This is a genomic window from Rahnella rivi, assembly GCF_019049655.1.
Lineage (GTDB): Bacteria > Pseudomonadota > Gammaproteobacteria > Enterobacterales > Enterobacteriaceae > Rahnella > Rahnella rivi.
In genome coordinates this window covers 207074-231989 of record NZ_JAFMOX010000060.1, presented here as the reverse complement: position 1 = coordinate 231989, position 24916 = coordinate 207074, and the positions used below count along the sequence as shown (strand labels likewise).

Below are 24916 nucleotides of genomic sequence, written 5' to 3'. Positions count from 1 at the left end.
CTCAAAAAACCCGTCAACTTTTATAACAGATCACAACTTATCTAAAATTAATCACAATATTCTGATTGAATGTGGTGAATTTCAAAAAAGAAGATACGATAAATCCTATCAAAAAATGAATGCCAGCAATTTTCTACCACCGGACTGGAGAGTGTTGAAAGATGAGCGTTTATCTTATTAATGGGTTGTATGTTTTCAACGAAGGAACGAAAGAGTTAAAGACGCTGAATAATGGAATGAATATTAAACTGACCACGATGCGAGCCCGATGCCTCAGTTTTATCATTGAACACGCAAAAGACGAAGTGATAGAGAAGTCAGCGATATCTTATGCTTTATGGGGTGCCAGAAGTACCTTTACCAGCGACGCCAGCCTTACCCAAACACTCTATTTAATTCGCCGCGATCTTAAAACCTTAGGGTTGGATGAATTGTTTATCACCGTACCTAAATCAGGCATTCGGGTGAATACTTCAATAACAATCGATATAATTCAGGAAAAAAAACCCAAAACAAAAATATCATATAACCCTATTTTACTGAGTCTGATTGTATTAGTGCTGTTAATCGGAGTAGGTGTATATCTTACCTTAGTTATCTGAGATCTCTTTACTCACAGAGGGTTCCACTATGCCAAGCAATCCTATTATTGATGCCGTGCTGGAAAATGAAGGGGCTTATATAAACCATCCCGACGATCCGGGCGGCGCGACACATTGGGGCATCACCGAAAAGACCGCACGTGATTATGGCTATACCGGCGATATGAAAGCATTTACCCGTGAACAGGCATATATCATTCTGGAGAAAAACTACTGGTATCAGCCAGGGTTTGACAAAATCCACGCCTTGTCGCCGGCTCTGGCGTTAGAGCTGTGTGATACCGGGACAAATATGGGGCCTTCCGTGGGTATTAAGTGGCTACAACGCTGGCTCAATGCATATAATCAGCAAGGCCAGGTTTATCCCGATATCACCGTTGACGGAAAAATTGGGCCTGCCACGCTGAATGCGCTGGCCGGGTTCCTGAGACTGCGCGGGCAGGAAGGAGACGCTGTTCTGGTCACTTCGCTCAATTGCAGCCAGGGACAACGGTATCTTGATTTAGCCGAAAGTAAGGCCAGTAATGAATCCTTCATTTACGGCTGGATGAGAAACCGGGTGCGCCTGATAACGCTTTAAACATAAGTGTTTCTTATACAAATAAATGAGCTGCAATAACTTCACTTGTGATGCACAACATCGTTTAGCTATTAGGAATTAATTCAAACCACTCATTAATGCATACAAATATCATGATATTTTGAGATTTTTTTACTTTATTTGTAGCATCACAATGTGAATGATGCAGGCTCCATATCTTGATGACGGAGAAAAGTAATGATTTACGATAAAATAAATGAGTTTGATTATAATCTGATCAAGATCATGAATGAAGTGATAGTCTCTGGTAGCCTTTCGCGCGCAGCTGAAAAACTTGAACTCTCCGTTTCTGCGGTCAGTCTTTCCATTAATAAATTACAACGTTTCTTAGCCGTCGAACTTTTTATCAGAACCGCTCAGGGCATGAAACCAACACAAATAGCCCTGGACATTCATGAATCTTTTTCACATGCCATGTGTATAATTGATGACGTGGTTCATAAAGCTAAAAATCAGGAAAAAACCGTCTCTTCAGTTAAAGTCATGTGTTCTGACTTAATCGAAAGTTTTTACTTTCAACGTTTACATCAGCAAGATGATTTACAGGAAACCCTTCTCGCCTTCACTAACTCCACCATATTTAACCATGATGAATGTGTGAGAAATCTGCTGCAATCTGGCAATGACATCGTGCTAAGTAATTTTGCCCTTCACCACCACAGCATCACCTCTGTTGAAATTGATTCCGTGGATGATTTCGTGGTGGTGTGCAGTTCCGGCAGTTTACTGGCGTCACAACCCGCCTTTACGCTTTCACACTATTACACGTTACCCCATGCCGTGTATTGTCACAGCGAAGGCCAGACCATGAAACTGGTGTCGGTCAATAATCGTCATATCCAGAATGAAAAAACCAATATGCGCAAAGTCATTTATAACTCATCGTCTATGAATGGCATCATTGCTGCCGTTGAGCGCAGTGATATGATCGCCATCTTTCCGAGAAAAGTGGCAGAGTATTTTATTGAAAAACGTCACAGCAAATTAGTGACATTTACATTACCCGATGACATTCATCATGAAACTTTAAAAACATATGCAAACTTTGTCACCAGAACGACCAAAGTCCGAGGTGTTAATAATATCATTTCTTCACTCAAGGCCGTTGAAACCTGCTCCTGAAAATAAATGATTATCTCAACGGCACAAAGCAAAATCACACGTAATTAATGATGGGCAATGTTCTTATTTTAATAGTGAAGTAACCCGGTGAAGATTACCCTTTCAATGTTGGTCTGAGACTGACATTGAAAACACAAACTCCTCAGAGTTTTTATTCTTGTACTTATTGCAACGAATGAAGGGTATTCACTATGCATCGATTAAAGCCTCAGTTTTATTTAAATCTTATTACCGCATCCTGTTTGCTGGCTGCAAGTTCTGCCGCGCTGGCGGAGGAAACCCCTGCCCCTTCAGAACCGTACGTTATTAAAGAAAGTGATTTGATCAAAAAAGAAAATTCATTAACGCAAAACCCGCTGATGCAGGAAGTGAAAGCTTCCATCCGCACGCTGGATAATGATTCCGTTGAAAAAATTGCGCCGGGCCGTGCGGCAAACCCGGATAACGTAAAACGCGTTGAGAAAATCCTCAGCAAAGAGCAGTGGGATTATATTTTCCCGCTCCGCGCGCCGGAATACAGTTATGAAAACTTCATTAAGGCGATAGGTAAATTCCCGGCAGTTTGCGGTACTTACACTGACGGACGTGATTCCGACGCGATTTGCCGTAAAGGCCTGGCAACGATGTTTGCGCACTTCGCGCAGGAAACCGGCGGACATGAAAACTGGCGCCCTGAGGCGGAATGGCGACAGGGGCTGGTGTGGCTGCGTGAAATGGGCTGGGCCGAAGGCCAGAAAGGCGGCTATAACGGCGAATGTAATCCGGACGTCTGGCAGGGGCAAACCTGGCCTTGCGGTAAAGACGCGCAGGGTGATTTCGTCAGCTATTTTGGTCGCGGGGCAAAACAACTTTCCTATAACTACAACTACGGTCCGTTCTCAGACGCGATGTTTGGCACGGTCAGAACGCTGCTCGATAAACCGGAACTGGTCGCGGACACCTGGCTGAACCTCGCCAGCGCCGTGTTCTTCTTCGTCACACCGCAGGCACCGAAACCCAGCATGCTGCACGTGATCGACGGAACCTGGCAGCCTAACGCCCATGATAAAGAAAACGGCCTGGTACCGGGGTTCGGCGTGACCATCCAGATCATTAACGGCGGCGTGGAGTGCGGCGGGCCGACCGAAATTGCTCAGGGTGAAAACCGTATCTCCTACTACAAAAGTGAAGCGGAATACCTGAAAGTGCCGGTGCCTGCCAATGAAGTGCTCGGCTGTAAAAACATGAAACAGTTCGATGAAGGTGGCTCAGGCGCACTGCCACAGTACTGGGAACAGGACTGGGGATGGGATCCGAGTACCCCGACAGGCTCGACGTATTCCTGTCAGTTAGTCGGCTATCAGACGCCATTCTCTGCGTTTAAAGAAGGCGACTACAAACGCTGCGTTCAGCACTTCTTTAATGTGTCGATTGTTGATGACTCCGGCAAGGTCGAGCCGGTCACGCCAGCACCGGATCCGACGCCAGCGCCAACACCAACCCCGGATCCAACCCCGGCGGACACTAACGTGGCGCCAGTGGCAAAACTGAGCGGGCCGATTGGTGATGTGGAAAGTCAGGCGAATGTGACACTTAACGCAGCCGCGTCCAGCGATGCGAACGGTGACAAACTGTCTTACTCCTGGCTGCTGCCAAACGGTAACACGCTGGAGGGTACCGACCGTGACAGCATCAGTTTTGTTGCCCCGACGGTGACGGTGAAAAAACAGTACACCTTCACACTGACCGTTTCTGACGGCAAGAAAAGCGATGTGGCTTCTTATACGCTGACGGTGACGCCGCAGGTGCAACCATTGCCGGATACCGGCACGGGTAAAACCTGCGCGAACAACTGGGACGCACAAAAAATCTACTACGGAGGCGAAAGCGTTGTGTGGAAAGGCAAGGAGTATCTGGCTAACTATTGGACACAGAACAATGAACCTGGTAACCCGGAGTTCACTGGCGAATGGTCACAATGGAAGGAAATTAAAGCCTGTAAGTAAACCTTGTTTTAATGGTCACTCCTGACCGGGGAAAATCAAATGGGCGATCGACGATCGCCCATTTTTTCATGGTTCAGCTTGCCACCAGCATCGGTTCAGGAACCGGCGTGCTCTGCTCCGCAACCAGTCCCAGCAGGATTTTCTTCACCGCCATCGCCTCCGGCGACAGTGCCCGCGTTTCTGAGATACATAATGAAAGCGGCACCTGAATGGCCGGGCTGCTGATGCATGACATCCAGGCTTTCGCCGGGCCGATCATGGCACGGGCGGCGGACTCCGGCAGAATCGTCGCACCCAGCCCGCTGGCCACCGCGGCAGTCAGCGTGGCGGAAGATTCAATTTCACCAATGATGTTAGCGCTCAGACGACGCAAAGACATGGCATCGTCCACCAGACGGCGCATGACGTTATAAGCACGCGGCATAAACAGATTCAGCCTGGCCACCTCGCTCAGCTCAACGTATTTTCCCGGATTCGGCACAGCATGCGTGCCCACCAGATACAGATCTTCCCTCATCAGCGGCTGACTGCACAGCCCGGCTTCCGGGCGCGCGCCGTACAGCACTGCCATGTCCATGCGGCCATCCAGCACCCATTCACCCAGCGCCGTGCCAAAGTTTTCATTGAGATACAGCAGAATGCCGGGATGCTGCTCGCGCACTGCCTGCAACAGCGGCAGCGCCAGCTGTGAAGCCGCCGTGCCCGGCGCAAGGCCGACCGACACCTGCCCGCTGAGCGATTGCCCGGCGCTGCTTACGGCGCACTGCGCCTGCTCACACTGACGCAAAATGGCCTGCGCATGGGAATAAAGAATGTGACCGGCTTCCGTGGGCGTGACGCCGCGCTTGGTGCGAATCAGCAATTGTTGCTGCAATTCACCTTCCAGCGTCGCCAGCTGCTGGCTCAGCGCCGGTTGAGCGATATGCAGAACCTCAGCGGCCTGCGTCAGGCTGCCGATATCGACGATTTTCACGAAGTACTTTAAACGCCTGAGATTCATCTCTACCTCCATCTTGCGCGGTAAGGGGTACCCTGAACTGACGTAATGCACGAACAGCGTATTTATAAGCAGCTCTGATAAAAGCAAGATCTGCGCCAATCTCCGGCTGCCAGATGAAAAAACGGGCGCATCCCCGCCAGTCCCCCGGAACATAAGAGAAAATGGTCGGATGGCCCGCACAATAAACGGCTGCGCAGAAAAAAATGCAGTGTGATCGCGCAATAATTTCATCGGGAGCGCACCAACATAATGCATTCTTATGGTTCAGCCTTATCAATTAGCAGGATGAATAACTGGCGGCTTTTATGGGCATCAGACGCTCTATGATTGCAGCCCCAACCCCTCAAACCGGCCTTTTTGACTCTATTCTCAACAACTTGACCAAAGTATCAGCAAACGCACACATTTATGCAGTTTCCCCTTTGACATGCACAGGGGCAGTCGCTATTATTCGCCCCGTTCCAACGATTCCTCTGTAGTTCAGTCGGTAGAACGGCGGACTGTTAATCCGTATGTCACTGGTTCGAGTCCAGTCAGAGGAGCCAAATTAGAAACGCCCGCTTAAGGAAACTTAAGCGGGCGTTTTGCTTTGGTGTTTTGGATATCCTTGCCTGCTTTGCCCCTTTTCTGCATAAAACTCCCCTTTCATTTTGCAAAAGCATTTTAACCTGGCGGTTGACGCTGTAGTCTCAGTAGCGGTTTTTGTTAAGCTTTTTGATAACTCAATAACCTTTTGCCTATTTTAATAACGAAAAAGTTTAGAAATCTGAGGAACAGACAGGACAATTATGGACGCCATGCTCACTGCCCCCCGCCCCGATGAGGAAATACCTTCATATCACCGTGCCCGCCGGGCTGCCTGGGGGAGCTTCGTCGGCGCAGTCGTCGACTGGTTTGATTTTTTACTCTACGGCATCACCGCCGCGCTGGTGTTTAACAGTGAATTTTTTCCGCAAATTGACCCGGCAATGGGCACGCTCGCGGCGTTTGCCACCTTCGGCGTAGGCTTCCTCTTCCGCCCGCTCGGCGGCATTGTCTTCGGCCATTTTGGCGATCGTCTGGGTCGCAAACGGATGCTGATGATGACCGTCTGGATCATGGGCATCGCCACCGCATGCATCGGTATCCTCCCCTCTTTCGCAACCATTGGCTGGTGGGCCCCGGCTCTGCTGGTCACCCTGCGCGCCATTCAGGGTTTTGCCGTCGGCGGCGAATGGGGTGGCGCTGCGCTGCTGGCCGTTGAAAGTGCACCTTCGGGCAAAAAGGCGTTCTACAGCAGCGGCATCCAGATGGGATACGGCGTCGGTCTGCTGCTGGCTACCGGTCTGGTGTCGCTGATAAGCCACCTGACCACCGACGCCCAGTTCCTCAGCTGGGGCTGGCGTTTGCCGTTTCTGTTCAGTGTTGTGCTGGTGCTGGGCGCGCTGTGGGTCCGCAACGGCATGGAAGAGTCGGTCGAGTTCGAACGTGCTCAGGAAGCGCAGCCCAAAGAAGCGAAAAAACGCCTGCCGGTCTTCGAAGCACTGAACCGCCACCCCGGCGCATTTTTGAAAATCATCCTCCTGCGCCTTTGCGAATTGCTGACGATGTACATTGTCACCGCGTTCGCACTGAACTATTCGACGCACAACCTGGGGATGTCGCGTGAGCTGTTTCTCAATATCGGATTGCTGGTCGGCGGGATAAGCTGCCTGACGATCCCGCTGTTCGCCTGGCTGGCAGATCGCTTCGGACGTCGCCGCATCTACATTACCGGCGCATTCGTCGGTGCCCTGAGTGCGTTCCCGTTCTTTATGGCGCTGGAAGCACGTTCCCTTGTCGGCGTGGTGATCTTCTCGTTACTGCTGGCTAATATCGCTCACGATATGGTGGTGTGCGTGCAGCAACCGATGTTCACGGAAATGTTCGGCGCAGGCTACCGCTACAGTGGTGCCGGTGTGGGTTATCAGGTCGCCAGCGTGGTGGGTGGCGGATTTACGCCGTTTATTGCCGCCGCGTTACTGAATTTCTCCGGCGGTGAATGGCATTCCGTCGCCATTTATCTGATGGCGGGCTGTTTGCTCTCGGCCCTGACAGCGATAGTGATGAAAACGCCTCAGCCGGACTGAAAAGTAAGCCATTAAAAAAGCCCGCTTAATGAAAGTTAAGCGGGCTTTTTGCGTCCGGGGCGGCGTTAAACCACCCGCAACTCTTCGTAGGACACCATCACATGCTCCGCAAACGCCGGACGCTGTTTAAGTTTTTCATAATATTGTTCGATGGCCGGGTAAGGTGGTCGATCAATGGCGATATCAAAATAGCGATACAAACTGTGTCCAAACTGAATATCGGCCAGCGTGAATTCACTCCCGGCAAGGTAGCCATATCGGGCAATCTGCGCCTCAGCAATCGCCAGTTTCCTGTTCAGGTTCTGCAATGATTTTTTCAGTGCCTGATGATCCTGATCTTTCGCCGCCGTTCTCACTACCATCCAGAATACCGGCGCGGTGAAATTCATCGCCACCCCGATTTTTGCCCATTCGGTCCATTTATCGATGTGCGCACGCCGTTCAGCATCCTTCGGCCAGAATGTCTCAGCACCGTATTTTCCGGCCAGATAGCGCAGAATGGCGCCGGTTTCCCACAGGGCCTCCCCTTCGCCATCGCGGATCACCGGAACGGTGCCATTCGGGTTCATCGCCAGAAATTCCGGCGTGTCATTGCCGCCGTATTTATGGCCGATGTCAGTTCTTTCATACTGCAGGCCCAATTCCCCGATACACCACATCAGCGCCTGCACATTAGACGACGTTTTTCTGCCCCATACCCGAATCATTCACTGTCCCCTGTTCGTTCATAAAAGCGTCATCCGGTTTTCATAGCCTAATAAAACATTGGCGGCGCTCTTCAGACAAGCCATATTTAGACTGAATGATGATGAACAAAGCACAAAGGAAAAGCGTATGGATAACACGTCCCTCACCGCGGTACAGGCGATTGAGAAGCTCGAAGAAATGTACAACAACTCGGTCGCCGCACTGCGGGATGCGATTAAAGATTTCATTGTTCAGGGCACGCTGCCGGACGTGGCTGACCGCGCGGCGGGATTATTTGTTTACCCTGAACTGCGTGTCAGCTGGGATGGCGTGACGCCTGCCAAAAATCCGACCCGCGCCTATGGCCGCTTCTCGCACCCCGGACGCTATTCCACCACCATCACCCATCCTGAACTTTTCCGTCATTATCTGACCGAGCAGCTGTCATTGCTGGAGGAAGAGTACAATGCGGTGATTGAAGTCGTGCCGTCGCAACAGGAAATTCCTTACTCTTACGTGATCGACGGATCGGATCTGATGCTCGACCGCTCAATGAGCGCCGGGCTGGCGAAACATTTTCCCACCACGGAACTGTCGCAAATTGGCGATGAAACGGCAGACGGCCTGTATTACCCCGGCGATACCTTCCCGCTTTCTCATTTCAATGCGCTGCGGGCTGATTTTTCCCTCGCGCGCCTGCGCCATTACACCGGCACGTTGATTGAACATTTCCAGCCTTACGTGTTGTTCACCAACTACACGCGCTATGTCGATGAATTTGTCAGCTGGGCGTGCGCGCAGATTGCCGATCCGGACAGCCCGTACGAAGCGCTGGCCTGCGCGGGCAGCGTGTTTATCACTGCCGATACACTTTATCCGGAACAGGCGGTGTCAGATCTGGCGTGGAAAAAACACCAGATGCCGGCCTATCACCTGATCGCCCGCGACGGCGCGGGGATCACGCTGGTGAACATCGGCGTCGGTCCGGCCAATGCCAAAACGATTTGCGATCACCTCGCGGTACTGCGCCCGCACGTCTGGCTGATGATTGGTCACTGCGGCGGATTGCGTGAAACGCAGTCCATTGGCGATTACGTACTGGCGCACGCGTATCTGCGTGACGATCACGTGCTGGACGCGGTGTTACCGCCGGATATCCCTATTCCAAGCATTGCCGAAGTGCAGCGCGCGCTGTACGACGCCACCAAAAAGATGAGCGGAATGCCCGGCGAGGAAGTGAAACAGCGCCTGCGCACCGGCACGGTGGTCACGACGGACGATCGTAACTGGGAACTGCGTTATGCCGCCTCGGCGCTGCGCTTTAACCTCAGCCGTGCCGTGGCCGTCGATATGGAAAGTGCGACCATTGCCGCACAGGGTTACCGCTTCCGCGTCCCGTACGGCACGTTACTGTGCGTCTCCGATAAACCGCTGCACGGTGAAATCAAACTGCCCGGTCAGGCAAACAAGTTTTATGAAGGGGCGATTTCAGAGCATTTGCAAATCGGCATCTGCGCCATCGATCTGCTGCGTGCCGAAGGGGATCATCTGCATTCGCGAAAATTACGTACCTTTAACGAGCCTCCTTTCCGATAATTGTTTTTTAACACTTTAATTCAGCCCCTTCTTAAAAAAGACTTTGCATAATGCGAAGTCTTTTACCATCATAATTTAAAACGCTGTTCTACTTTCTGCCACACTGGAATTCTCTTGCAAAACGTCATCGTCTCTTTGCGCAAAGCCATCGAGCGCACGCCCTGGTATCCGAAACGGCGTTCTTACCGCACCCTGTTCTGGCGTGAAATCACGCCCCTCGCTGTGCCCATCTTCTTCGAGAATGCCTGCGTCCTGCTGATGGGCGTGCTGAGCACGTTTCTGGTCAGCTGGCTGGGCAAGGAAGCCATGGCGGGCGTGGGTCTGGCAGACAGCTTCAACATGGTGATCATTTCCTTCTTTGCCGCGGTCGATCTCGGCACGACGGTGGTGGTGGCCTTCAGCCTGGGTAAGCTCGATCACGAACGGGCGCGTGCCGCTGCGCGACAATCGCTGGCGATCATGACCGTTTTTGCCGTACTGCTGGCAATACTTCTGCAATTTTCCGGGCATGTGATCATCGACATGATCGCCGGGAATGCCGAGCCGGAAGTCAAAGAGATGGCGCTCTCCTACCTGCAAATGAGCAGCTGGAGCTATCCGGCGGCGGCTATTGCGTTGATCGGTTCCGGCGCGCTGCGCGGTGCCGGGAATACCAAAATTCCGATGCTGCTCAACGGCGGCATGAACATTCTCAATCTGGTGATCAGCAGCGTGCTGATTTACGGCTGCTTTGGCTGGAATGGTCTGGGCTTTATCGGTGCGGGGCTCGGGCTGACCATCGCGCGCTATATCGGTGCCATCGCCGTCATTGCGGTGCTGATGGTCGGCTTTAATCCGTCGCTGAAAATCTCCCTTAAAAGTTATTTCCTGCCGCTCAATACCAATATTCTGCGCGAAGTGCTGGGCATTGGTATTCCGGCCAGCATTGAATCGGTGCTGTTTAACGGCGGTAAACTGCTGACGCAGGTTTTCGTCGCCGGTATGGGCACTAACGTTATCGCCGGTAACTTTATTGCCTTCTCCATTGCCGCATTGATTAACCTGCCGGGCAACGCGCTGGGCTCCGCGTCCACCATTATTGTCGGCACGCGGCTGGGCAAAGGGCAAATCGCACAGTCTGAGCGCCAGCTGCGCCATATCTTCTGGCTCTCGACATTTGGCCTGTGCGTTCTGGCGTTCATTTCGGTGCCCTTCGCCGGCGTGCTGGCGCGCTTTTACACCAATGAAGAAGACGTCATCGACGTCGTCAAAATACTGATCTGGCTGAACGCCGCGTTTATGCCCTTCTGGGCGGCGTCATGGGTGCTGCCCGCCGGATTAAAAGGCGCACGCGACGCCCGTTTCACCATGTATGTCTCGATGGTGGGCATGTGGGGTTGTCGTATTGTGGTGGGGTATTTCCTCGGTATCGTGCTTGGTTTTGGCGTGGTGGGTATCTGGCTTGGCATGTTCCTGGACTGGATCGTGCGCGGTATTTTCTTCTACTGGCGCATGGCCAGCGGCCGCTGGCTGTGGAAATACCCGAAATCGAAGAGAACGGAATAACGGCCAACGTTAAGAGGTAAGTTCAGGCCTCCGGCGGGCGTAAGTCTGAACCTGGGCGGAAAACGGTCTATATAAATAATTATTTCATATGCATTAATCAAATGCATATGAAATTAATATATCAACACAGTGAATAACATTCTTTTCATACAAAAAAACAAAACAACTTAACTCATCGCCATCCGGCAACCCTCTGTATTTTATAAATAAAATTAGAATAAGATTTGTAGTCATCTTTATAAATTGCTTCCACCTGGCGAATAAATTATATTCCGTGTCGCGTTTTTTATAATACCTTTCCATTAAAATAAGAAGGTTTAAATGCCAGCAGATATCGACAATCTTGTGACTATGCTTAACGGAAAAAGAAATAAATTCCTGCAGGATGATTATATTTCAGGAAACCAATGGGATAATATTAATCCTATGCAACGTCAAGGTGCATGGACAAACAATAATTATGACTCGCAGGGAAATATTCAATACCACGGCCTTGGAGCCGGAGTTTGCCTTGGGCTGTCGAGTGCTTACTTAATTTCTGGTACGACATGGCCTGATTTTATGAACTATATTTCGAGTCCGCTGGGTAAAGTTCAGATTCGCGGCGTGCAGAATTTACTGAAGGAGCTTACTCTCTCGCGGCCAAAAAACCTGTCAACATATAAATGCCAGGGAAATATTAATTCCAAAGAGGTCATGACAACCGTCCTGAGAAATAAAGGAATTTCTTATATCAAAGGGGGCAATATGATGACAAACAAACTATTAGAATCAATAAGAACGGATATACTTCAAAATATGCCCTCCCAAAACGGGTATATTATTATCATAGGTGGCCAGGCAGGACTTCATGCGTTCGCAATAAGAGCAGGAGTAAACGTTTTAAAATTTTTTGACCCCAACCATGGTGAATTTATTTTTCCGACTATGAATGGTCAGGGGGATTTAATGGCACTTTTCTTGTTGACCTTTATAGTTGACCGTTACCCGAATTTTGATAAATGTGATGTTTCTTGTTTTAAACTGAGATGAATTAATTATTTAAATTCTTTACATCATGGGCGCCGAGGAGTTTGCCGCCCGGCAAACTCCTGACTCTCCTAGTACGTCTTATCCGGCAGCGGCCGGCTTTTGTAAATCCACCGGCGTTTTCGACTTCTGGCAGCAGAGGTAGATGATCCCCAGCAGCGGGATCCAGCCGAGCAAAATGCCCAGCACCACATTCAGCACGGCGTAAGTCTCCGGCGAAGCGTACTGGATCAGGATCATATTCAGCAACCGCGAGACGACGCCCGCCAGATAGACACCGCCAAACCACCAGCCTGAACGGTTGATATCATGCATGCGGCGGATGCCAACGGCCAGCAGCGGCAACGCCAGAACCAGGGCAAACAGGCTGTACGCCATTCCGGCATACAGCACGCCGATATAAGGGTCGCCCGACATGGAAAAGAACGAAATCACGCCCATGACCAGCAGGATCATCAACAAAACATTGCCGAGGGTGAAAACCCAAAACGCCTTTCGGGTCGCCCTGCCCGAAAATCTCACATAGCCTTTCCAGCCCTGCAAATAACACTGCCATAAGGTCATTACGTCACTTCCTTTTACTTTCCCAAAGAGTCCGGGGATTTAAACCGTTTCTTACTGGCCGCGCAACCGCGAAGCGAGTTTATCCAGCTGATCGGCAATCTGGTTCAGATCTTTGTCCTGCTCTCCCGGCGCACGGGTGGAGTTACGCACCACCAGCTTCGCCGGTAACAGGGTGGACTCGGTGACGTCATTTTTCGTCGCCAGCAGGCGTTCCACCGCCTCTTTACTTTGCAGATCCAAATCCAGCGACACCGTGGTCAGCGCCGGATGGAAAAACGCGCTGTCGTAAGTATCATCGTAACCGATGATCGACACCTGTTCGGGAATGGCGACGTTATGCTGATGCAGCGCGCTGATAACGCCCAGCGCCATCTGATCGTTGCCCACCAGCATGGCGGTAAACTGCGGCGTCTCACGCAGGATATGCAGCGCATTGTAATAGCCGCTTTTGGCGCTCCAGTCACCGTGGATCACCGTGACCGGTGCCAGCCCCTTCTCCCTGAGCGTGTCCTGCCAGCTTTGCAGGCGCAGGCGCGATGACACCGACTCCTCCGGCCCTGCCAGCAGCGCGAAATCGCGATGCCCTAATTCCAGCAGATATTCCACGCTGGCGCGTGAGCCGTCGGCGGGATTGAAGCAGACGTTAAACACCGGGCTGCCCGGATCCACGTCGAGGAACAGACACAGAATATCGCGGTTATTTTCGTAGATGTGCTCTGCTTCAGCGCTTTCCAGCGGAATGTTGATGATGACGCGGTCGACCCGCTGAGATTTCAGTTCGTTGATCGAGTCCTGAATGCTCTGGTTTACATCTTCATCAATCATCGAGATCAGCACCTGATAACCGGCCTGATGAGCATACTTTTTCACTGACGCTGCAATTTGCGAAGGCGCGTGTAAGGCCAGCGACGTGGTCACCAGCCCCAGCGTGAAACTCTGTTTACCCACCAGCTGCTGTGCCAGACGGTTAGGCACATAGCGCAGCACGTCTATCGCCTGTTCTACCTTCAGGCGGGTGGCTTCGGAAACGTTGGCTGACTTGTTTAACACCCGTGAAACGGTCTGATAAGAGACACCGGCGTAGCGGGCGACATCTTCCAGTGTCGAACTTTTCGATTTCATTCTTTTTCTCTGCCTGCAACCTGTGAACGTAGCTTACCTCCACAATCCTCGGGTCAAACTACGGGATCTCAGATAAAAGTTCAATCTGAGGCGCGCCGCACTGCATAAGTTATACGTTAACATTGCATAATCTTGTGATTTGAATCACTAACGGTTTATTTATAACACACAAGTTCTGGATCTAACTCACAATTCAGAATGTGTAAAATTGATCATTGTTGTTTCTGGGTATCTTATAGATTCCGTAAATGTGAACGTCATACAATCATAAGGAAAAATAATGAAACACAACTTACGCACTCTGGCTGTGGCGGTTTCCCTCGCCCTCACGGCAGGCCCTGCAGTGGCAAATGATATTGATTTTCATGGTTATCTGCGCTCCGGGCTGGGTGTTTCCGGCAGCGGCAGCTTAGAGCAATTCCAGAAAAACAAAGTCGGTCGTCTGGGCAACGAAAACGATACTTACGGAGAAGTGGAACTGGGCAGTGAAGTCTACAAAAAAGACGATGTGAGTTTTTATGTCGACTCGATGGTCAGCATGGTGTCCGACGGCTCAAATGATGATGAAAGTACCCTCAATGACGACGCGCAATTCGGGCTGCGTCAGCTGAATTTGCAAATTAAAGGGCTGGTGCCGTGGGATAAAGATGCGGTGATCTGGGGCGGTAAGCGTTACTACCAGCGCCATGATTTACACATCATCGACACCAAATACTGGAACATTTCCGGTGCCGGTGCCGGGGTGGAAAACCTGAAGTTGGGCGAAGGCGCGCTGTCGGTGGCCTGGATCCGTGGCGATGCCAATGACGTGGATTACCGCGTTGACGGCGATAACGACGTCAACATCAACTACATTGACGTGCGTTACGCCGGGATCAAACCGTGGAGCGGCGCGTGGATGGAGATCGGTGCCGACTACGCCATGCCAAACCTGACGCACGATCAGAAAGAGTACGGTGGCCTGTATGACGCGGATAACGGCGTGATGCTGACCGGTGAAATCAGCCAGGATATGTGGGGCGGCTATAACAAACTGGTTTTACAGTACGCAGACAAAGGCCTGGCGCAGAACATGATTTCCCAGGGCGGCGGCTGGTATGACATGTGGAATTACACCAATGACGCCACCGGTTATCGCGGCATCATCACCGGGCTGTTCCCGATCACCAGCAAATTCAGCCTCAACCACGTGCTGACCTACGGCCACGCCGACAACATCACCGCGTACACCGACACCACTGAACTGGTTTCTCTGGTGGGCCGTGCGCAGTACCAGTGGACGGATTACGTGCGTACCATCGGTGAAGTGGGTACGTTCTATCAGAAAGATGATTACAAGAACGGCTCGAACTATAAACAAGGTGGCCAGAAATACACCCTGGCGATGGGCCTGGCAGCCGGTCCTGAGTTTATGTCGCGCCCTGAACTGCGTGTGTTTGCATCGTATCTGAATGATTCCGAACACGGCGATACCTTTGAAGATCACACGAAATCCGATACCTGGAACTTTGGGGTTCAGGTTGAAGCCTGGTGGTAAATTTCCTTTATTTCTGAAGCTGTCGCTGCGTTGGCTTGCCGACTTGCCACAACTTCACTGATTTTGGAAAGTTGAAGTCATGTTGTACAAAAAAGTCATATCCTCATTGTTATAAAGCGACAGATAAAACTTAATTTCTCTTGTAGGGGATCGTTACGTTTTTTCTCCGCACAGCAGCATCATTATTATTGATTTAAAATAAGAAACAATAAAGGCAGCCTGGTGTCGGGCTGCCTTTATTTTTAGCGTTATTTAAAAAGACTTAATTACTGTTTAAACCAAATTTCTCTGTCATCAATTTCTTCAGGCTGTCGGACTGCTTACCAAATATGGCATGAACTTCCTGACCAATAATGACCACCCCTATCGCCCCCGCCTGCTGGATGGCACCGGAGTTAACCGGTTTAAGCGCTTTCACCTTGACGCGCAGCCTGGTGATACAGGCATCGACATTAATAATATTATCGCGGCCACCGAGCGCCTCAATTAATAACGCCACATCCGTGGACGGTGGTACGTCATCTTTCAGGTTTTTATTCTTCGCCGAGAACACATGCATAAAGTCTTTAATATTGACCATCATTAATCCTCTCTTGCAGAAATGAAAAAACGTGCAACAGGGAATATTCCCCCGTTGCACGCCGGTAATACTTCTTATTGCGCGATTTTACGTGTCAGGATCTGATAACCAAATGCCGGTAACGTCAGTTTGCGCGGTAAATTGCCGCCGTGAACGATATCCTGATAATCCAGCGGCAATGTGACACTCTGACTTTGCGCACTGTAGTTTTGCAGGAAGATAAACTCGCTTTCACCGTCGGTACGCCTTGCGGCGGTCATGCCTTCCGGCAGCGGCGTGTTAATGGCGCGCGGCAGATGCATTTCTTTCGCCAGCGCGGTGAAGAAATCGGCATGGAACTGGGCGTCGTTGCGCGATGCCACGTAGTACGCCTGCCCTTTACCGTACAAATTGACGGTTACGGCCGGAGCACCGGCATAGAAATCATCGCCATAGGTGGCGAGCGCCGCCGCGCCTTCCAGATGGATCACCTCACACAGCTGCGATGCACGGTACGGCCCGCTCAACCCCAGCGCATTACCTTCGACACCGGCGACGCTGTTGTGCTGCTCGTCGGTCAGGCTGTCGATCTCTTCCGCCCAGATCCCGAGCACAGGGCGTAACGGCCCGGGGAATCCGTCGAGGAAACACAGGTCGGTTTCGTTGACGATGCCGCTCCAGTAGGTGGCGACAAAGCGCCCGCCGCTCTGCACGAAATGACTTATCCGCTCGCTGACCCCTTCGCGCACCATGTACAGCATCGGCGCGATCACCAGATCGTAGCCCTGTAAATCGCAGTCGGCGTTGATCACATCGACGGCAATGCCTTGTGACCATAGCGCCCGGTAATGATCGGCAACGGTGTTTTCATAATGCAGCCCGGCGTTGCGCGGCCCCATGGCATCGTCCATCGCCCAGCGGCTTTCCCAGTCAAAAATGATCGCCACTTTGGCTTCCACGCGGCTGCCCGCCACCGGCGCTAAGGCGGATAAAATCGTGCCGAGCTCGGCCACTTCGCGCCCCACGCGGGTATCAATATGCCCGACGTGATCGACCACGGCGCCGTGGAATTTCTCAGACGAGCCGCGGCTTTTACGCCACTGGAAATACTGTACGGAATCCGCACCGTGCGCGACCGCCTGCAGCGAGGAAAGAATGTGCATCCCCGGCTTTTTCAGTTTGCTGGTCGGCTGCCAGTTGGTGAAGCTTGGCGTGGATTCCATCAGCACAAAGGGTTTGCCCTGCTTGAGGGTGCGCATCAGATCGTGGTACATCGCGGTGTACGCCGCGAGGCCGATATCATCCTGACGGGTGTGCCACATCGGGTAGCTGTCCCAGGAGATGAAATCCAGCACCCCGGCGAGCTTCCAGTAATCGTAATCGTAGAAATATTCCATGAAATTGGTGGTCGCCGGCAGCGCCGGGTTTTCAGCTTTCAGCGGGCGGATCTCGTCGCTGCAAAAACGCGTGACCTGGTCGGTATTAAAACGGCGCCAGTCGAGATTCAGGCCGTGAACGCCACTTTCACCCTGCGGCGACGGCGATTCCAGCTGTGACCAGTCCGTGTAAGTGTGGCTCCAGAACGTGCTCCACCAGGCCTGGTTCAGTGCATCAAGGGTGACGTAGCGCGCTTTCAGCCAGTCACGGAACTGCTCCTGACAGGTGTCACAATGACATTCGCCGCCGTACTCATTGGAGATGTGCCAGCCGATCACCGCCGGATGGTGGGCATAACGTTTTGCCAGCTGGCCGTTCATCAGTTGGACTTTTTCGCGATAAACCGGTGAGCTCAGACAGTGGTTGTGACGCCCGCCGTGCAGCGCTTTGACGCGGTCGCGCCCGACGCGCAACACTTGCGGGTATTTCTGCGACATCCACGCCGGACGTGCGCCACTTGGCGTGGCGAGATAGACAAAAATGCCGTTCTCATGCAGGCGGTCGAGCACCTGATCCATCCAGTCAAACGTATAGCGCCCTTCTTCAGGCTCCAGCGCCGACCAGCTGAAAATTCCCACTGACATCACGTTGCAGCGCGCTTCTTTCATCATTTCGACGTCGCGGATCAGCACGTCAGGCGTGTCCAGCCATTGCTCGGGGTTGTAGTCCGCGCCGTGTAACAGGCCGGAAATCTTACTGCTCAGAAGAGGGAATTTCGTCATGCTTAATCCTTTAAATCCTTAAGAAAAAGTCAGTGCTCCCCGGCCAATGTGACCGGGGAAAAGGAAATTACTTGAATACCTGAATGGAAGGCAGAACCTGACCGTCACAGCTGAACAACGCCTGATTTTCGCGGGCATTGCCCTCTTTCCAGTGGTCGTTGATGTAGGTCATGCCCGCCGGCGTGGCCCAGCCTGCACCGCTGACCGGGATCCACGTCGGTTCCCAGTAGAACAGGCCTTTGCCACGGTGATCCGGCACGGCCACCAGACTTTTGATCATGTCGCTGAGGAAGTCTGCCTGCCCCTGCACCGTGCCCGGATAGCCGCCGTCTTTGGCTTCTTTTTCCGTGAAGCTGTTTTCAGCCGCGTCACAGTTTTGGGTACTGTAGCCATACGCCACTTCCACCACGATCACGTCTTTGTTGTAGCGCTTGCTGATGTCGTCCATGTTGGCTTGCAGCGCAGAGATCGGGCCGTTCCAGTAGGTGTAAAACGACAGGCCGATAACGTCGTAAGGCACCTTGCGCTGATTGATTTCATCGAACCACCAGCGGAAGGTATCGTTCTTGGTGCCTTCGGCCAGATGCAGCATGATTTTGATGTCCGACGGATTTTTTTCATCGGCGCGCACACCGGCAATCGCCGCATTCAGCAGCCCGGCCAGACGGTCAAACTCACCGCCGCCCTCGCCCCAGCTTTTGCCTTCCGGCCACAAAATCCCGCCGTTCATTTCATTGCCGACCTGCACCATGTCCGGCACCGTGCCCTGTTCACGGAATTTGGCGATCACTTCGCGGCTGTAATCATGAATGGCCGTTTTCAGCTGCGGATAATCCATTTTCGCCCAGCTTTTCGGCTTGAACTGTTTACCGGGGTCGGTCCAGAAATCGCTGTAATGGAAATCGAGCAGGATTTTAAAACCCTGCGCTTTGGCGCGTTTCGCCAGTTCCAGCGTGGTGGCCAGATCGTTATTGCCGCCGCCGTAAGGTTTGCCATCCGCATCTTTCGGATCCACCCACAGGCGCAGGCGCACATAGTTGAAACCGTTCTGTTTAAGGATCACCATCGCATCGGTTTGCTTATGGTTTTGATCGAAGAACTTGCCGCCGTGCTTTTCCACATCAATCAGCGTCGAAATGTCTGCGCCTTTGATGAAATCCGCCGGAACGTTGGCGACTTTTTTGATCACCACGTCCTGCGCCATGCCGGAAAATGACATCGCCAGCAGCACGCAGGCCATTGCGCTTTTATTGAACATCTTTTTAGAAAAGAGAGTCATCGGATTATCCTTTGGTACTGCCAGCCGTCAGGCCGGAAACGAAGTATTTTTGTAAGGCGAGATAGAAAATGGCGACCGGCACGGCGATCAGCACCGCGCCTGCGGCGTACATGGTGTAATTCGCGCCCATTTTCTGCGCCACCAGGTTGTACAGGCCGATCGGCAAGGTGTACTTATCGGGCGTGCGCAAAATGGTGCTGGAGAGAATGAAATCCCCCAGAGGGCCGGTGAAGGAGAACAGCGCGATCACCGCCAGTATCGGTTTGGAGAGCGGCATGATGATTTCGATGAAAATACGGAAATTCCCCGCCCCGTCCATTCGCGCTGATTCGTCCAGATCTTTCGGAATGGCGTCGAGATAGCCTTTCATCAGATAGGTGTTCATCGGGATCATGCCGCCGACGTAAATCAGCACCAGCGCCAGATGGCTGTTGATTAACCCCAGTAACTGCGCCAGCACAAAGATGGCGATCAGCGCCGAAAACTGCGGGATCATCTGCAATAACAGGAACAGCATCAGCCCGTCTTTGCGGCCCTTGAAGCGAAAACGCGAGAAGGAATAGGCGGTGAAACTGACGCAGATCAGGGTCAGCACCATGGTCAGGAAGCTGATTTTCATCGAGTTCCAGTACCAGCCGACGTAATTCACGTCGCCGCTAAACAGGTCTTTGTAGTGCTGGAACGACACGTTCTCCGGAATAATCGAGGTACTGAGCAGGCTGTTACCGGCATTCAGCGACGCGCCGACGGTCCAGATCAGCGGATAAATAATAATGACCGCCACGATCAGTAACAGGACATAACTCAGCGAAAGGCGGATAAACCGGTTTCTTTTAATACTGCTGTTCTTACTCATCACCCTGCTCCCGCTTACGCCATATCATCTTGTTTAAATGAATTGGTTGAACGGAATTGCCACAGCGCAATACCGACAACAAATATCGACAGCAAAATCGTAATGGTCGCGGCAATGGCATATTGCGAGGATGACATGGTGAGTTTATATATCCATGACACCAGAATATCCGTACCGCCTGCATTCGATCCGGCTACCGCCGGGCCACCGTTATTAAACAGATAGATAATATTGAAGTTATTAAAGTTGAAGGTGTATTGCGTGATAATGATCGGCGCAATGGAATATAAGACCAGCGGCAGCGTAATGGTTTTTAATTTCTTCCAGGTGCTGGCACCGTCCATGGTGGCGGCCTCATACAAATCATTCGGAATGGCCTGCAATACGCCGGTGGTCATCGCAAATACAAACGGGAAACCCAGCCAGGTCTGCATCATGATAAGCGCCGTTTTGGTCCAGAACGGATCCGTCATCCACGCCTTGGGTTCAATGCCTAACGCCGCCAGAATGCCGTTGTTGATCACGCCGAAAGAGTCGTTGAACATCCCGGCAAACACCAGAATAGTCACGAAGCCCGGTACCGCCCACGGCAAAATCAGAACGGTGCGGATAAGCGCTTTGAAACGTAAATCTTTCTGATTGACCAGGATGGCCAGCATAACGCCGACGCTGCATTGCAGCGTGGTCGCCAGCACTGTCCAGACCACCGTCCATTGCAATACGTCCAGCAATGTGGAGCGCCAGATATTGAGCGTGAAGATATTAATAAAGTTTTTGAACCCCACCCAGTCAACTAATTTAGCCGGTGGCGTGTGGTATAAGTTGTAATTGGTGAACGCGATGGAGAAACCGAAAATAATCGGGAACACCACCACAAACACCAGCAATATAAAGCCCGGCGTGATCATTAAATAAGGGAAACCCTCGCGCAGCAATAAATGATACTGCTTTCTGACGCCGGGTAATTCCACGCCCTGATCGCGTCGTTTGCCGTTAACCCAGGCATCGCGCAGGCTCAGATAATAAAAGCCGATACCAAAGGCGGCAATCAGGACGCTGATAATGCCTTTGGCTAATAAGAAGATGGAGTTATCACGCGGCACTTCTTCGCCCAGCGTATATAAGCCCCAAAATCCCTGTTGCAGGAAATCATAAAAGACACCGGCGAAACAAAACAAAATGACAAAAAACAGACTTCCCTTGGCCCATTGTCGGTTATAAAACTGACCAAAACCGGGAATAAGCGCCGCCGCCAGAGCCACCGGTGCATGGTGGCTGGCTGCGTGTGGCGCATGGTTTTCCTCGTGGAGACGCATAGACACAAAGATGTTCCTTTCACTGGTGAGGGCGTGAATTCACGCCCTCCTGTCAGACGTACAAAGTGTGTTACCGGATCACTCGTTGCTGGCTTTCGCCGCCTCGATTTGCATCTGGATATTTTTCACCGCGTCATTCATGGCGGCCTGCACCGGTTGCTTGCCGGTCACGCCCAGCTGAATACCGTTGTTGGCCGGTCCCCACACTTCCTGCATTTCCGGCACGCCCGGCATCGCCGTGGCATGGGTGGATTGCAGCGCCACGGCGTTGGCGCGTTCATCATTTTTAATCATCGGATCGTTAACCAGCGCCGTCAGTGCCGGGATTTCTTTGGTCACTTCATAGCGCACCTTGGCGTATTTAGGCTGATTGATGAAGGTGATGAATTTCTCTGCCAGCGGTTTTTGCTTGCTGTAAGTGGATACCGCGTAGCCTTTCACGCCGAGGAAAGAGCTCATCGGTTTGCCATTAGGTAACAGCGGCAACGGCATCACGCCGTAGTGAATGCCCGCCGCTTCATACGGCTGGAACGCCCACGGGCCGGTGATGACGGCGGCGGCTTTCTTCTCCGTGAACAGGGAATCAATGGCATTCAGTCCGTTTTCGCCGGTGATCCCTGCCGGGAATAACCCGTCGGCATAGAATTTTTTCAGATAGGTCACCGCTTCAATGCTGCCCGGCTTGTTCAGGCCGATGTCTTCGACGTTGATTTCGCCCTTCGCATCTTTACCGAAAATGTACCCCCCCATCGATGCCATCGCGCCATAGGCGTAATAGACTTCGTCAAACTTGGCTAACAGGCCGTATTTGCCTTTCGCCCGCTCTTCTTTGGAGAAGGTGTAATACTCGTCGAGCGTCGCCGGTGCTTTCGGCAGTAAGTCTTTGTTGTAAATCAGCACCAGCGTTTCCACCGCTTTGGGCACGCCGTAGGTCTGGCCTTTCAGCTGGAACGCGTTGATCGCCGAAGGCGTAAAGCTGTCGGTGAAGGCTTTGTCGAGGGTCAGCGGGGCCAGTAACCCCTGCACAACCGCCGTACCGAGCTGATCATTGGGGATCACGACGACGTCGGGGCCAATGCCTGCCGGACCATCCAGACGTAATTTCTCCGTTTGTTGTGCATAAGGCGTTTCCTGCACAACGACTTTGACGTTGTTCTCTTTTTCAAAATCTTTCACCGCGTCGGAAATACCGGAAGATTTCTTAATATCTTCCCAGATAAGTAGCTGTCCCTCGGCTGCCCGGACAGCCTGGCTGCTCAGGCTTAACGACATCAGTACCAAGGCAGTAAGGTGTGTAATTTTCATTGTTGCTCCTGGATGTGAAGGTATAACATTTTTGTGTAGAACCTGACGACACCCAATCAATAACCCGTGTTTAAAACCCTTTAACACCTGACAACACAGTGATTAATGTCGCTTCCGAATTCGTGTTATACGTTAAACTTTGAATCTTAAAATCACTACCAAAAGATGTGTATTGTGTGATCTCCTCTCCAAAATTCGAACCGACCTGTGCAAACGTTTACACAAGGTGGTTATAGTCCGAAATATCAGCGGTATGAATCTTTAAGAGGCCAAACATGTCCAGCATCAGACTTAAGAATGTGGTGAAGCGTTTCGATAAAACGGTCACGCTGCATGACATCAATATTGATATTGAAGACGGAGAATTTACGGTGTTTGTCGGGCCGTCCGGCTGCGGAAAATCCACATTGCTGCGCATGATTGCCGGGCTGGAAGACATTACCGAAGGTGACGTTTACATTGGCGAGCAGCGGGTGAACGACGTTGACCCTTCACGCCGCGGCGTGGCGATGGTGTTTCAGTCTTACGCGCTCTACCCGCACATGACCATTGCCGAAAACATGGGCTACGGACTGAAAGTGAACGGCGTGCCGAAAGAGGAAATCCGCCATCAGGTGGAGATGGTCGCCAAGACGTTACAACTTTCCCATCTGCTGGACAGAAAACCGAAGCAACTCTCCGGCGGTCAGCGCCAGCGCACCGCCATTGGCCGTGCGATTGTGCGCAATCCGCAGGTGTTTATGTTCGATGAACCGCTTTCTAACCTGGATGCCGAACTGCGCGTTGATATGCGTTTACACATTTCCAAACTGCATCAGGAACTGAAAACCACCATGGTGTACGTGACGCACGATCAGACCGAAGCCATGACGCTGGCGGATAAAATCGTGGTGATGAATTACGGCAAAATAGAGCAGATGGGCGCGCCGATGGACCTTTACTACAATCCGGTGAATAAATTTGTTGCCGGTTTTATTGGTTCACCGAAAATGAATTTCCTGCCCGCCGAGGTGCTGAGCTGGCAGCCTGAGCGGCTGGAAGTGCGCCTTACGCCGGAGAAAACCCTGACGCTGGCATTGCGCACCCCCGAACTGGCGAGCGGCGACCGCATTACCCTGGGCATTCGCCCCGAGCATTTGCTGTCAAAAGAAACAGAGAATGCGCTGGAATTTAACTGCGAAGTGGTTGAGCGGCTGGGCAACAGCACCTATCTGTTCGGCCAGTGTTATGGCACCGACGGATTCAAAATGCTGCTGCCGGGCGATATGGCGTTCAACCCGTACCAGAGCCTGACCACCTGGTTTGAGGCCGAACGGTGCATGGTCTTCAACGATCAGGGTTTGCGGATAAGCGCGGCCAGCCTGTCTCATCTGCATTAATCGTCACTCACGCATTCTGGACATAAAAAAACCGGGCTTAAGCCCGGTTTTTGCTTTTGGCGACAACGAAATTACTTGGTTTCGTTGGCTTTGATTTCGCCCATCGCTTTCAGCTTTTTGGACATTTCACGACGTTCTTTCGACAGGTCTGCATTGCGGATGATGTAATCATCAACGCGATCTTCATAGTCGCCGCGCATGCTGGCAATGATCGCCTGAATTTCGTCGATGCTCATGCCTGGTTTGATGTAATCGCTCAGGTTGTCGAGGAGCAGAACGCGCTTCTGGTTGTCGCGGATTTTCTTTTCGTTGTCTGCAATTTCACGCTGTAATTTGTTTTTACGACGGAAAATGCGCACAAACTCCAGAACGTCCTGGAAACTCGGCTTATTGATATTGTCCATTTTAACACCTTCGATTAAGTTACACAGATTCAGTGACTGACTTGTCGCAACCGCTTATTCACATGTGACTGACAGTGAATAACAACTTAGCAAAAAGAGGAGCAAAGTGCGTGCTGCGCGCTCAGATAATCGTCCAATACCGCCATCTTACCCGTTTTAGG

At 51.8% G+C, this 24916-nt stretch carries 22 protein-coding genes and 1 tRNA gene; 12 read left to right on the top strand and 11 right to left on the bottom strand.

The features are described from left to right. The 5 genes from J1779_RS14100 to J1779_RS14080 all read left to right on the top strand — a co-directional run. Positions 1-181 (top strand): hypothetical protein (locus tag J1779_RS14100; RefSeq protein WP_217204031.1); only part of this gene is annotated, 181 nt, incomplete at its 5' end. Next, complete coding sequence (locus J1779_RS14095; protein WP_056769424.1) at positions 162-602, top strand: winged helix-turn-helix domain-containing protein; 441 nt, start codon at positions 162-164, stop codon at positions 600-602. The genes J1779_RS14100 and J1779_RS14095, both read left to right, overlap by 20 nt. 28 nt (positions 603-630) lie before the next feature. After that, positions 631-1182, top strand: a complete 552-nt coding sequence (locus J1779_RS14090) for a glycoside hydrolase family 108 protein (protein WP_056769422.1) — start codon at positions 631-633, stop codon at positions 1180-1182. 198 nt (positions 1183-1380) lie between these two features. Beyond that, entirely contained in the window at positions 1381-2325 is a 945-nt protein-coding gene (locus tag J1779_RS14085; protein ID WP_122094854.1) for a LysR family transcriptional regulator, read from the top strand. A gap of 191 nt (positions 2326-2516) precedes the next feature. Beyond that, positions 2517-4310 (top strand): chitinase, encoded by a 1794-nt coding sequence (locus tag J1779_RS14080; RefSeq protein ID WP_217204030.1) that lies wholly within the window; start codon positions 2517-2519, stop codon positions 4308-4310. A 73-nt stretch (positions 4311-4383) separates the two neighbouring features. Here J1779_RS14080 and nac read toward each other — a convergent pair whose 3' ends face one another. After that, positions 4384-5310 (bottom strand): nitrogen assimilation transcriptional regulator NAC, encoded by a 927-nt coding sequence (gene nac / locus J1779_RS14075; RefSeq protein ID WP_217204029.1) that lies wholly within the window; start codon positions 5308-5310, stop codon positions 4384-4386. A 469-nt stretch (positions 5311-5779) separates the two neighbouring features. On the opposite strand from nac, the gene J1779_RS14070 reads away from it, so the two are divergent. Both J1779_RS14070 and shiA read left to right on the top strand, forming a co-directional pair. Further along, positions 5780-5855 (top strand) — tRNA-Asn (locus tag J1779_RS14070). 243 nt (positions 5856-6098) lie between these two features. Next, positions 6099-7418: a shikimate transporter gene (shiA, locus tag J1779_RS14065; RefSeq protein ID WP_136376860.1), complete on the top strand. Its 1320-nt coding sequence runs from the start codon at positions 6099-6101 to the stop codon at positions 7416-7418. 65 nt (positions 7419-7483) lie between these two features. Here shiA and J1779_RS14060 read toward each other — a convergent pair whose 3' ends face one another. Continuing rightward, entirely contained in the window at positions 7484-8125 is a 642-nt protein-coding gene (locus tag J1779_RS14060) for a glutathione S-transferase family protein (protein WP_217204028.1), read from the bottom strand. A gap of 91 nt (positions 8126-8216) precedes the next feature. Here J1779_RS14060 and J1779_RS14055 point away from each other — a divergent pair, with 91 nt between their 5' ends. From J1779_RS14055 to J1779_RS14045, 3 genes are all read left to right on the top strand, one after another. Then, entirely contained in the window at positions 8217-9701 is a 1485-nt protein-coding gene (locus J1779_RS14055; protein ID WP_256370263.1) for an AMP nucleosidase, read from the top strand. 114 nt (positions 9702-9815) lie between these two features. Beyond that, the gene (locus J1779_RS14050) at positions 9816-11246 is read left to right on the top strand and encodes an EmmdR/YeeO family multidrug/toxin efflux MATE transporter (RefSeq protein ID WP_056769414.1); all 1431 of its coding nucleotides are present in this window, start codon (positions 9816-9818) and stop codon (positions 11244-11246) included. 321 nt (positions 11247-11567) lie between these two features. Further along, positions 11568-12278, top strand: coding sequence for a YopT-type cysteine protease domain-containing protein (locus J1779_RS14045; protein WP_217204027.1), 711 nt, complete (start codon positions 11568-11570; stop codon positions 12276-12278). Positions 12279-12356: 78 nt separating this feature from the next. On the opposite strand, the gene J1779_RS14040 is transcribed toward J1779_RS14045, so the two are convergent. After that, positions 12357-12839: a DUF805 domain-containing protein gene (locus J1779_RS14040; RefSeq protein ID WP_217204026.1), complete on the bottom strand. Its 483-nt coding sequence runs from the start codon at positions 12837-12839 to the stop codon at positions 12357-12359. A gap of 51 nt (positions 12840-12890) precedes the next feature. Further along, on the bottom strand, positions 12891-13961 hold the full coding sequence (locus tag J1779_RS14035) for a LacI family DNA-binding transcriptional regulator (RefSeq protein ID WP_056769409.1): 1071 nt from the start codon (positions 13959-13961) through the stop codon (positions 12891-12893). Between the two features lie 280 nt (positions 13962-14241). Here J1779_RS14035 and J1779_RS14030 point away from each other — a divergent pair, with 280 nt between their 5' ends. Further along, on the top strand, positions 14242-15498 hold the full coding sequence (locus J1779_RS14030; RefSeq protein WP_056769407.1) for a maltoporin: 1257 nt from the start codon (positions 14242-14244) through the stop codon (positions 15496-15498). A 262-nt stretch (positions 15499-15760) separates the two neighbouring features. Here the strand turns inward: J1779_RS14030 and J1779_RS14025 are convergent, their stop codons facing one another. The 6 genes from J1779_RS14025 to J1779_RS14000 all read right to left on the bottom strand — a co-directional run bounded on the left by J1779_RS14025 (position 15761) and on the right by J1779_RS14000 (position 22972). After that, entirely contained in the window at positions 15761-16078 is a 318-nt protein-coding gene (locus J1779_RS14025; RefSeq protein ID WP_217204039.1) for a PTS sugar transporter subunit IIB, read from the bottom strand. Between the two features lie 74 nt (positions 16079-16152). Next, positions 16153-18216, bottom strand: a complete 2064-nt coding sequence (locus tag J1779_RS14020; RefSeq protein WP_217204025.1) for a beta-galactosidase — start codon at positions 18214-18216, stop codon at positions 16153-16155. Positions 18217-18283: 67 nt separating this feature from the next. Beyond that, positions 18284-19435, bottom strand: a complete 1152-nt coding sequence (locus J1779_RS14015) for a glycoside hydrolase family 53 protein (protein ID WP_238485166.1) — start codon at positions 19433-19435, stop codon at positions 18284-18286. A 64-nt stretch (positions 19436-19499) separates the two neighbouring features. Beyond that, complete coding sequence (locus J1779_RS14010; protein WP_122094837.1) at positions 19500-20351, bottom strand: sugar ABC transporter permease; 852 nt, start codon at positions 20349-20351, stop codon at positions 19500-19502. 14 nt (positions 20352-20365) lie between these two features. Continuing rightward, positions 20366-21667 carry a carbohydrate ABC transporter permease gene (locus tag J1779_RS14005; protein ID WP_056769398.1) on the bottom strand — a complete coding sequence of 434 codons (1302 nt, stop codon included), beginning with the start codon at positions 21665-21667 and terminating at the stop codon, positions 20366-20368. 78 nt (positions 21668-21745) lie between these two features. After that, complete coding sequence (locus tag J1779_RS14000) at positions 21746-22972, bottom strand: extracellular solute-binding protein (protein WP_056769396.1); 1227 nt, start codon at positions 22970-22972, stop codon at positions 21746-21748. Between the two features lie 275 nt (positions 22973-23247). Here J1779_RS14000 and J1779_RS13995 point away from each other — a divergent pair, with 275 nt between their 5' ends. Beyond that, on the top strand, positions 23248-24351 hold the full coding sequence (locus J1779_RS13995) for an ABC transporter ATP-binding protein (RefSeq protein WP_136376448.1): 1104 nt from the start codon (positions 23248-23250) through the stop codon (positions 24349-24351). A gap of 71 nt (positions 24352-24422) precedes the next feature. Here the strand turns inward: J1779_RS13995 and J1779_RS13990 are convergent, their stop codons facing one another. Then, complete coding sequence (locus J1779_RS13990) at positions 24423-24755, bottom strand: DUF496 family protein (protein WP_013574907.1); 333 nt, start codon at positions 24753-24755, stop codon at positions 24423-24425. Between the last annotated feature and the right edge of the window lie 161 nt (positions 24756-24916).